We start from the raw sequence: 10,518 nt of genomic DNA on the forward strand, positions 1-10,518 counted from the left end.
GCGCGAGATTCTCTGGGACTCAAGGTCTTCGCGCGCCCGCCGAGAGCTCGGGAACGCGCGCGATCGGCCACCTCAGCGGCGCTGCTGGTCGTGCTGACTGGTACAACAAAGGAACACGCCTGCCGCACAACAACATCGGCGCTTCCCGACTCATCGGGAGTCGGTGTCGGCGTGAACGTGTCTCCTATGATGACACACGAAAGTGAGGGAACCCTCATGTTTGTCGGTGACCTGTCGGTATACCCACCAGTAACCCCGCCGGTAACTTGAAGCACCGTGTCAACCGCCATGGGAACCGTTCGAAAACCGCCAGGCCAGGCAACATACCCAGGGGTACGCGGACGGCCGAGTCTTCGCTCGGTCAACCGTTATAGAACCGTTATGTGATGTGAAGCACGGTCGCGCGTCGGGGTCCGACCTGGCCGCGTGCCGAGTGCCCTAGAGTCGGCCGCATGAGCAGTTGCATCTTCTGCGCCATCGTCGCGGGCACATCCCCGGGGCGCATCGTCTACTCCGACGACGACGTGCTCGGTTTCCTCGACATCCGCCCCGTCACCCGCGGGCACACCCTCCTGGTACCCCGCGTCCACTCCTCCGGACTCGACGACCTGGACCCGACGATCGGCGCCGCGCTCTTCCGCGCCGGACAGCGGATGGCCACCGCGATGAAGGCCGGGCCCGTGGCCGCCGACGGTGTGAACCTGGCGTTGAACGACGGCCGCGCGGCGTTCCAGACCGTCTTCCACACCCATCTGCACGTCGTGCCCAGACATGACGGGGACAAACTCAGCTTCGCCAAGGGCTTCCTGGTCCGCCGCGATCCCGACCCCGACGAGACCGCCGCGCGGGTGCGCGCCTGCATCGAGTCCGCCGGATGACCTACGCCGGACCCCCCGACCCGGATTCCGGGATCGGGATTCCGGACGCGGTCACCGACCTCGTGCGCGGCGCGGAATGGATCACGGTGTTCAGCGGCGCGGGCATGTCGGCCGAGAGCGGCATCGCTACCTTCCGGGACGCCCAGTCGGGCCTGTGGGAACAGTTCGACCCCGCCGAACTCGCCACCCCCGAGGCCTGGGCACGCGACCCGGCACTGGTCTGGGGATGGTACCGCCGACGCGCACGCGAGGTGCTCGCCGCGCTGCCCAACGCCGGCCATCGCGCACTGGCCGAACTCGCCGGGTCCCGCACCATGATGGTCGTCACGCAGAACGTCGACGACCTGCACGAGCGGGCGGGCAGCGACGTCGTCAGCCACCTGCACGGAAGTCTGTTCGCACCCCGGTGTTCGCTCTGCGGGACCCCCTACGACGGTCCCGGTGCACACCCCGATCCCGCCGACGACCCGGCCGGTGACTCGCCGGCCTCCGACGCCGATCTGCGGGTGACGCCGCCGACCTGCCCACGATGTGGTGGCTCCGTACGACCCGGCATCGTCTGGTTCGGCGAACCGCTGCCCGAATCCGATTGGCAGCGTGCGGATCAGGCGTTCCGCGCGGCGGAGGTGGTGCTCGTCGTGGGCACCAGCGGGATCGTCTACCCGGCGGCTGCGCTACCCGAACGAGCTGTGCGCGCCGGCATCCCGGTCATCGAGTTCAATCCCGCGCCGTCCGCTCTGTCCGACATCGCAACCCACAGCCTCCGGATGTCCGCCGCGGTCGGGCTGCCCGCGTTGCTCGCAGCGATCGGCTGACCGGTCACGTCCCCGCATCGCGCCGGGCCGGTGTCACTCCCCCGCGGTGAGATCGATCGGTTGCCACCTCGCAGCGTCCGACGCCGCGTCCGCTGAGGCGTGAATCGCGGCGAGCGACCCCGGCTTGCATCCGCGTTCGTCGAGTGCCGTCGCGACGTGATCCAGGACGCGGTCGGGATCGAGTTCGAACTCCGATTCGCGCACTCGCACGAATTCCCAACCGCAGCGTCGCAACTCACGCTCGCGTTCCAGATCCGACCGTGCCTGCTGACCGGTTCCGGCGAACTCGTCGGCGTCGCACTCGACGGCCATGCGTGCATCGGCCCCCAGCACGACCAGATCGACGACCCGGTTGTTGACCGAGACCTTCGGGGTCACGTGGTAGCCGAGTGCCGCCAGCCGGTTGAACACCCGTTGCTCGAGGAGGTTGTCGAACGGTCGCACACGACGGTCGTCGGGGACGTCGACCGGCATGGTCCCGATCGATGGTCCCTCGTTGGCCGTGACGTAGGACAGCAACGAGTGACGAAGATCGTTGGGGCGCAACTCGTCGAGACCGATCGAGTGGAACAGCCACAGTTGGTCCATGGCACGGGTCGCCGCCACGTTGAATCTGCGCTGTGACTCCGCACGGCTCAGCGCGGAGATCGCGCCGGCGTCCGAGACGACCATCGACAGGAACACCACGCGTCGCTCGTCGCCCTGGAAGTCCGGCGGCGATCCGACCCGGATGCGCCGCGAACGCCAGGTGTCGGCGTCGATCTCGGTGCGCAGCGCCTTCTCGATCGCCTCCACCTGCTTGACGCCCTGCAACGCGATGACGCCGAAGTCCAGTTCGTCATAGGCCGGATCGGCCAGACAGCTGCGCAGGGCCTCGACGATGGCGGCCACCTCGGCGTCGTTGGTGACACCGTTCCCGGTCCCCGTCGCCGTCCCGTCGACCGCGACTGCCCGCAACGGTTCGAGTCGCTCGGAACCGTACTGGCGCACGGGGATCAGCGGTGCGGACCCGTAGAACTGGCGCGACGAGAACTCGATGATCTCGGGCATCGACCGGAAGTGCTCCCGCAATCCGACGACGTTGCCGAAACGGCTGCGCAGCAGGGAGAACAGACTCGACCGGGGAGTCAGCCCGTCGCGGAGGTAGGTCGGCAGGTCCGGCAGCGCGGCATCGAGTTCAGCGAAGGCGGAATCCAACGTGGTGCCGCTGAGACCGACCGGCGCACATTGCTTGTCGTCTCCGACCACGATGACCCGCGGCGCCAGCCACAGAAGGAAAGCGCTGGTGATGTCGGCCTGCGACGCCTCGTCGACGATGACGACGTCGAACGAGTTGCGGCGCGGCGGCAACGTCTCGGCGACCTGACTGATCGACATGATCCACGCGGGCACGGCGTTCTGCGCCTCGGCCATGGCCTCTCGGGCCGCGCGTCGAAAACGGTTGGCGTGCTTGCCCGAACCCTTGCCCAGATTGATCATGTGGTCGCGGTAGGACTGGACGGCCTGCAGTTCGCCTGCGGTGGTGCGCGACAACAACTCGCGGACGGCGCGCGCGGAAGCGAGACGAGTGGTCAGTGCCGAGATGTCGACCTCGATCGCGTCGAGGGCCGCCTGCAGGCGGTCCTCGGCGGACGGATCACTGCGGTCCTGCGCCCAGGTGTGGGCGAACCGCCACGCCCAGGCCGCACCCATCTCGCGCGCGCGTTCGACCCAGACCGGATCCTGCGCGCTCGCCCACATGATCTTCGCCAGTTCCGGTGCCCGACTGCGTAATCGGAGCCCGAGCAACTCGAGGGCGTTCTGGTCGTCGGCGTCGGCCCGGGCGGCTGCGTAGGCGCGGCGCGCGTCCCGGATCGCGGCCGGGTCGGCCGTGGCCAGCGCCGACAGCAGCGCGTCTCCCTCCGGCGACGGCCCCTTCTCGAGCTCGGCGGTCAGGCCGTACACGCGATCGGCGAGTTCCTGCTCGGCGAGAACCGCGTCGTTGGCGGCGGCGACCGATCGCGCCTGATGCGCCACCTCGGCCACCTCGGCGACGGTGCGCGGCCTCGGCCCGCCCGGGCTGATCGCCTCGAGTTCTCGCACCAGCTGTTCGCGCCCGGTCAGCAACCGCGAGATCCAGGTCAGTTGGGTGTCCAGCCGGACGAGGTGGTCGACTTGCGCTGATCGCGAGCCCGACGCGTCGACCGGGACATGCAGGTCGGCGAGGATCCGGTGAACCTGGTGCGTCGCATCGACGACGGTCAGGTGGTCGGCGACCCGCCGCAGCGACGCCTCGTCCCGGGGCGGGCGCCCGTCCACGGTGGCGCGCACCGGAGCGTCTTCCACCGCGCGCTGTTCGGGCGAACGGCGCAACCGTCCCCGCCACTGCCCACCGTCTCGCAGGTGGTCGGCGGCGGCGTCGAACAGCCCGGCGTCACCCGGCCGGGCCCCGTCGACGACGACGGAGTGCGCACCGAGGTCTCGATCTCGGCGCGCGGCCTCGGCGATCACCGGCGACAGCGTCGTGACCCTCGACCACAGGTGTGCGGCCCGCCCGGCGAGCAACCGGTCGGCCATGTCGATGATCGGATCCGGGTACGAGGCCACCTCGCCGGAGGCGACGGCCAGTTCATCGCAGATGTCCTTGATCCGGACCAGTCGGGCACTGTCGACCCCGTCCAACACGGACATCAGGGTCCCGCCGGTCATCGGCTCACGAGGCCGGGTGGCGATCCGGGCGCAGATCGCGTCCATCTCCCCCGGCTCGGGTAGGTGGTCGTCGAGATCGACGAAGCGTTGCGGCAGCCGCGACCCGGAACCGCCGGTGCTCGCGAGCAGCTCCGTCAGCCGGACGAACTCGGCCGAGTCCAGCGGCGGCACCGCGCCCTGGACCGGACCCGGCAACCAGTCGAATGTGGCGGCGTCGGCCCGCACCCGGCGCACGATCTGCGCTGGGGAACCGCGGTAGTCCCCGGCGACCCACTCGTGGATCTCCGTCTCCTCGGCGCGCAGGTCCCACAGTTCACGGAGCAGCTGATCTCGTTGTCCCAGGGCGTTGTCGCGGCGGGCGACCAGGTCTGCGATCTCGGCGTCGGCGACCCGTGGGGTGAAGGACGCCTTGCGGTCGGCGAGCTCGGTCACCGCGTCCACGATGCCCTCGGAACTGTCCTGGGAGACATCGGCGATCGACACCGTGAGCGCACGCAGGGCGGGCGGCAGCATGTCCCGGAGTACGTGCAGCGCATGGGCCTTCTCGCTCACCACCAGGACCCGTTGTCCCTTGGCCAGGAGCGCCGACGTCACATTCGCGATGGTGTGGGTCTTGCCGGTCCCGGGTGGGCCCTCGACCACGACACCGCTGTCGGCGCCGAGCCGGGCGAGCACGTCGCGCTGTTCGACATTGGACGGGAGCGGGAACAGCGCGTCGGCAACCAGCTCCGCGGGCTCGAGGACGCCGGGAGCTCGCAGCGCGGCGAGCCGATCGGCGGCGTCGATGGGCCGGACGAGCTGAGCCAGCCCGACCGGGACCTCGGAAGACTTGTCCCGCAGGTCGTCGATGATGGCGTCGTAGAAGGCCAGGGAGCTCTCCACTCCTCGCCGGCGGAGAACGACCGCAGGCGCGGTCTCGACGGACAGGGTCACGCGCGAGGAGTCGACGTCGATCGCCTCGCGCCACTCGGTCATCGATTCGGCGGTCTTCGCCGACAGCACGGAAGCCTGCGCGGTCAGCTTCGAGCGGATCTTGACCGCTCCGGCGAGATCGAGCCCGTCGAGCGCGGCGAGAAGATGTGTGTCGTGGACAGCCGGGGACGAACCGGCTGCGAGGGAGAGCCGGATCGTGTCGTCTGCGTCGAGGTCGGCGACGAGCGCCTGCGTGAGGAGGTGTTCCCGGACGCTCGGCGCGGCGTCGGGGTCGGTCGCATCCTGCACGGTGACCAGTGCCGATGCGATGACGAGTTCGAGTTCTTCGGGATTGTCCCCGAGCGCACGGACGAGAGCACCGAGCTCGGCGTGCACGGAGTCCGCGCGGCCGGCGTCGGACCGTTCATTCCCGTCGTCGTCCGGTGCGACCTCTGCCACCACCTGACCCGGAATCGCGTTCGCGCGGAGCGTGACGCCGGTGGACGGGCCGACCCAGACGTGACCTGGATGGTCACCGATGTGGTGGACGTCCCCGGATCGGGAGCGGACGAGGTCGGCCAGAAACGTCATCAGCCGGGTGACCTGATCGCGCAGCACCTCGCGAGCGTCATCCTGCATACCGATGTGTTCCTCTCGTCGCCGGCGACTCCTACGCTACAAGACGCTGGTCAGAGGAACGCCGTGCAGTCGCACGGGACGGCGTCCGAAGTAGACGAAACGCCTCAGCCGATGGATCCCGAACGCAACGCGCGGTACCCGCCGTCGACATAGCGCACGTTGGTATAGCCGCACTCGGCGATCTGCTCCGCGATCCGCGGCGCCTGCGAGCTGACCGACACCACGGCGATCTCGGTGTCGCGGTCGCGGATGACCGGGAAGGTGCCCGATGGGGTGGGCGTGAACCGCGTCGGCACCTCGGTCGGATCGACCACGAGGGCGCCGGGCAGGCTGCCCTGATGCCGAACCACCTGCGGACGGGCGTCCACGACCACCGCGTTCCCCTCGCGGCTGTGGTTCATCGCCTCTGCTGCTGACATCGCTTTCACCACTGACACTGGTGACTCACATCCTGTTTCGCTCGAAAATGTCCGGATTCATCGTCTGTCACGACGACCACCGCGGTGGAAGACCGCAGTGTGAATGACCCCCGTCGACCAGGTTACGGAACGATCTCGAATTGACAAGTTTTCTCACGGGGCTCTCAGAAGTGCACGCCTGTTCGGGCGCATGAGGGCACGACCGAGGGCGTCGTCGCCGACGGTCAGGAATTCCGACCGCGCCCGGCGACACGCGGGGAGGGTCGCTTACCCCAGCTGTCGCCCCGACGACCGTCCCGTCCACCACCGTGTGCGCCGGCCCCACGCTTCGCGCCGCCGCCGCCGCGTGTCCGCGGTGACCCCATGTCCTTGCGGATGTCGATCGGATGCTTCCCGATCTTCGTGTGCCGCAGGGACGAGAGGGTCTCGTTGTCGAGATCGTCCGGCAGTTCCACGAGGCTGAAGTCGTCGCGAATGCTGATGTTGCCGAAGTCGGCGCGCGTGAGCCCGCCCTCGTTGGCGATGGCACCGACGATCGCACCGGGCGAGACCTTGTGCTTGCGGCCCACGGCGATCCGGTACGTCGCGAAGCTCGCACCCGGGCGCCGCGGGGCACGCTCACGCTCGGGGCGCTTTTCCGATTGCGGCGGGTCCGGGGTCATCAGGAATCCGCCGTCACGCGTCTCGAGTGCGAGTGCCGCCGCGATGTCGGCCATCGCGACGTCGTGGTCCCGCGCATAGTTCTCGATCAGCCCACGGAACAGGTCGAGATTGTCCGACGACAGGTTCTGGGTGATCGAGTCGGCGAACTTCGCGACACGCTGGGCGTTGACGTCGTCGACGCTCGGCAGGCCGATCTCGGTCAGCGTCTGCCGCGTGGCACGCTCGATGGCCCGCAGGAGGTGACGCTCGCGCGGCGAGACGAACAGCAGCGCATTGCCCGACCGGCCGGCACGCCCGGTGCGACCGATGCGGTGGACGTACGACTCGGTGTCGTGCGGGATGTCGTAGTTGACGACATGCGAGATGCGGTCGACGTCGAGTCCGCGCGCGGCCACGTCCGTGGCGACCAGGATGTCGATCGAACCGTTCTTGAGCTGGTTGATGGTCCGTTCGCGCTGGGCCTGGGCGAGGTCACCGTTGATCGCGACCGCGGAGAATCCGCGGGAGCGCAGCTTCTCGGCCAGCTCTTCGGTCGCCTGCTTGGTGCGCACGAAGCAGATCATCGCGTCGAAGGTCTCGACTTCGAGGAATCGCGTCAGCGCGTCGAGCTTGCGCTGGTGGGAAACCTGCAGATAGCGCTGGGTGATGTTCTGCGCGGTCGCGGTCTTGGCCTTGACCGTGATCTCCTGCGGCGAGTTCAGGTACTTCTGCGCGAGACGCCGGATGGCGCTGGGCATGGTCGCCGAGAACAGGGCGACCTGCTTGGTGTCGGGGGTCTCGGCGAGGATGCGCTCGACGTCCTCGGCAAAGCCCATCGTCAGCATCTCGTCGGCCTCGTCGAGTACGAGGAACTCCAGGCCGGAGATGTCGAGGGTCTTGCGATCGAGGTGGTCGATCACACGTCCCGGCGTACCGACGATGACCTGCGCACCGCGGCGCAGACCCGCGAGTTGGACGCCGTAGGACTGACCGCCGTAGATCGGCAGGACCTTCACCTCGGGCATGTGTGCGGAGTAGCGGCCGAAGGCCTCGGAGACCTGCAGGGCAAGTTCTCGGGTCGGGGCGAGGATCAGCGCCTGCGGCGTGCGGGCCGAGGTGTCCAGCCGCGACAGGATGGGGATCGCGAAGGCCGCGGTCTTACCGGTACCGGTCTGCGCCAGCCCGACGACGTCGCGTCCCGACATGAGGGTCGGGATCGTGGCCGCCTGGATGGGCGACGGTGTCTCGTAGCCGACATCGGTGATGGCCGCGCGGACCCGCGGATCGATTTCGAGGTCGTCGAACGTGCCGACGGGGTGGTCGGCCGGGGCGTCGTGCTCGCCGTGATCGGAAGTACTCATGCGGCGGAAGTCTCATTCATCGCCCTCAACTGTAATGGCCTTCCACCAGAAAGTCGGCATCGTGGCCGGGCGGGGTCGCATCACCCCCTTGAGCAGGGCACGAGCCACGATCGTCGACCGGTGTGATGCATCCCACGAATACTGGTACTGTCAGTGCCACTCATCCGGCCATCGGTCCCGGTCACACGCATACCGATGTCCGGAATGTCCATTTGTTCTCCCGTCTCAGGAGTGCCATGCAGCAGCAGTACGCCACCCCGTCCGATCTCACGATCGACGACAAGGCGACGACCGTCGACACGATCCTGCGCTACCGCGCGGAGCGCCCCACGATGCCGCTCTTCCGCAAGCGCTCGCACAACCAGTGGGTCAACGTCACCGCGAAGCACTTCACCGACGAGGTGGATGCGGTCGCCAAGGGTCTCATCGCCTCGGGCGTGCAGGCCGGGGACCGCGTCGCGATCCTCTCCTCGACCCGCTACGAGTGGACCGTCCTGGACTACGCGATCTGGCGCGCCGGCGCGTGCACCGTCGCGATCTACGAGACATCCGCCCCCGACCAGGTCCAGTGGATCCTCGAGGACTCCGGCGCGACCCTGCTGTTCGTCGAGAACCACGAGCACTACACCCGTCACCTCCGGGTGATCGACGAGACCTCGACCCTCAAGGAAACCCTGGTCATCGACGACCACGCGCTTCCGACGGTCACCAAGCGCGGCGCGAAGATCGCCGATGCGGACCTCGACCAGCGTCAGGCGAACGCGCTGTCGTCCGACGCCGCCACCCTGATCTACACGTCGGGCACCACCGGACGCCCGAAGGGCGTGGTCCTGACACATGCGAACTTCCTCGCCGAGACCGCCGCCACCCGCGACGCGGTCGGCGCCGGAATGCGCGAGGGCAAGTCGACGCTGCTCTTCCTGCCCCTGGCGCACATCTTCGCCCGGGTCGTCACGGTCGGTTGCGTGGAGAACGGCGTGATCCTCGGACACACCAACGACCTCACGAACCTCGTGGCCGACCTCGGCGTCTTCAAGCCGAACTACGTGCTGTCGGTGCCCCGCGTGTTCGAGAAGGTCTACAACTCCGCCAAACAGAAGGCCTACGACGGCGGCAAGGGATCGATCTTCGACAAGGCCGCCGACGCGGCGATCGAGTACAGCAAGGCGACCGAGGCCGGCAAGGTCGGCCTCGGCCTCAAGCTGCGCCACGCCGTCTTCGACAAGCTCGTCTACGGCAAACTGCGCGACGCCCTCGGCGGCCAGTGCGAGGGCGCGATCTCCGGTGGCGCGCCGCTCGGCGCCCGCCTCGGCCACTTCTTCCGCGGCGTCGGCATCCCGGTGTACGAGGGCTACGGACTGTCGGAGACCACCGCTGCGGTGACGGCCAACAACGAGGACAACCAGAAGGTCGGTTCCGTCGGTCGGCCGATCCCGGGCGTCACCGTCGCCATCGCCGAAGACGGCGAGGTCTTGCTCAAGGGACCGGTCGTGTTCGGCGGGTACTGGAAGAACCAGGCCGCCACCGACGACGCCATCCGCGACGGCTGGTTCCACACCGGCGACATCGGCACGCTCGACGACGGTTACCTGTTCATCACCGGCCGCAAGAAGGAACTGATCGTCACCGCCGGCGGCAAGAACGTCTCCCCGGCCCAGCTGGAGGACACCATCCGGGCGCACCCGCTGGTGAGCCAATGCCTCGTGGTCGGCGACAACAAGCCGTTCATCGCGGCGCTCATCACGATCGATGCCGAAGCAGTTCCCGGCTGGCTGGACCGCCACGGGCTGCCCGCCGACACCCCGATCTCGGACCTGGTGGACAACGCCGATCTCAAGGCGGAGATCGACGCCGCGGTGAAGGAGGCGAACACCAAGGTGTCCAACGCCGAGGCGATCAAGAAGTTCTCGATCCTCGACACCGACTTCACCATCGACACCGGTGAGCTCACCCCGACGATGAAGCTCAAGCGCAACGTGATCCACGATGCGCACAAGGAAGCGATCGCCGACCTCTACACCTGAGCGAATCTCACAGCACGACTCGCCGCGGGCCGGGGGGTCCCCCGGGCCCGGCGCGGGGTATCGGGGCAGTCAAATAAAAGCGCCCCGGGCCTCGACCCCACCCCGGGGGGGGGGCTCGGGATGAATTTAACAGGGCCGTT

At 68.4% G+C, this 10,518-nt stretch carries 6 protein-coding genes; 3 read left to right on the plus strand and 3 right to left on the minus strand.

Features of this window, described 5'->3' with window-relative positions:
• Window positions 1–452: 452 nt before the first annotated feature.
• On the plus strand, window positions 453–878 hold the full coding sequence (locus ACFW3F_RS01725) for an HIT family protein (protein WP_388053650.1): 426 nt from the start codon (window positions 453–455) through the stop codon (window positions 876–878).
• Window positions 875–1,693: an NAD-dependent deacetylase gene (locus ACFW3F_RS01730; RefSeq protein ID WP_388053652.1), complete on the plus strand. Its 819-nt coding sequence runs from the start codon at window positions 875–877 to the stop codon at window positions 1,691–1,693. The genes ACFW3F_RS01725 and ACFW3F_RS01730 overlap by 4 nt, the downstream gene beginning before the upstream one ends.
• A gap of 33 nt (window positions 1,694–1,726) precedes the next feature.
• On the opposite strand, the gene ACFW3F_RS01735 is transcribed toward ACFW3F_RS01730, so the two are convergent.
• The 3 genes from ACFW3F_RS01735 to ACFW3F_RS01745 form a co-directional block, all read right to left on the minus strand.
• The gene (locus ACFW3F_RS01735) at window positions 1,727–5,932 is read right to left on the minus strand and encodes an AAA domain-containing protein (RefSeq protein WP_388053654.1); all 4,206 of its coding nucleotides are present in this window, start codon (window positions 5,930–5,932) and stop codon (window positions 1,727–1,729) included.
• 104 nt (window positions 5,933–6,036) lie between these two features.
• A complete protein-coding gene (locus ACFW3F_RS01740; RefSeq protein WP_388053656.1) occupies window positions 6,037–6,369 on the minus strand; it encodes a rhodanese-like domain-containing protein in 333 nt (110 codons plus the stop codon).
• Between the two features lie 206 nt (window positions 6,370–6,575).
• On the minus strand, window positions 6,576–8,354 hold the full coding sequence (locus tag ACFW3F_RS01745; protein ID WP_388053658.1) for a DEAD/DEAH box helicase: 1,779 nt from the start codon (window positions 8,352–8,354) through the stop codon (window positions 6,576–6,578).
• A 236-nt stretch (window positions 8,355–8,590) separates the two neighbouring features.
• Here ACFW3F_RS01745 and ACFW3F_RS01750 point away from each other — a divergent pair, with 236 nt between their 5' ends.
• Window positions 8,591–10,378, plus strand: coding sequence for an AMP-dependent synthetase/ligase (locus ACFW3F_RS01750; protein WP_388053660.1), 1,788 nt, complete (start codon window positions 8,591–8,593; stop codon window positions 10,376–10,378).
• Window positions 10,379–10,518 lie beyond the last annotated feature (140 nt).

The sequence above is a fragment of the Gordonia sp. NPDC058843 genome, assembly GCF_042743165.1.
In the GTDB taxonomy this organism is placed as follows: Bacteria; Actinomycetota; Actinomycetes; order Mycobacteriales; family Mycobacteriaceae; genus Gordonia.

Excerpts from the sequence above, each read along its gene's own strand:
- ACFW3F_RS01725 (WP_388053650.1), top strand. The coding sequence starts at position 453 with ATGAGCAGTTGCATCTTCTGCGCCATCGTCGCGGGCACATCCCCGGGG.
- ACFW3F_RS01745 (WP_388053658.1), bottom strand. The coding sequence starts at position 8,354 with ATGAGTACTTCCGATCACGGCGAGCACGACGCCCCGGCCGACCACCCC.
- ACFW3F_RS01735 (WP_388053654.1), bottom strand. The coding sequence starts at position 5,932 with ATGCAGGATGACGCTCGCGAGGTGCTGCGCGATCAGGTCACCCGGCTG.
- ACFW3F_RS01730 (WP_388053652.1), top strand. The coding sequence starts at position 875 with ATGACCTACGCCGGACCCCCCGACCCGGATTCCGGGATCGGGATTCCG.
- ACFW3F_RS01750 (WP_388053660.1), top strand. The coding sequence starts at position 8,591 with ATGCAGCAGCAGTACGCCACCCCGTCCGATCTCACGATCGACGACAAG.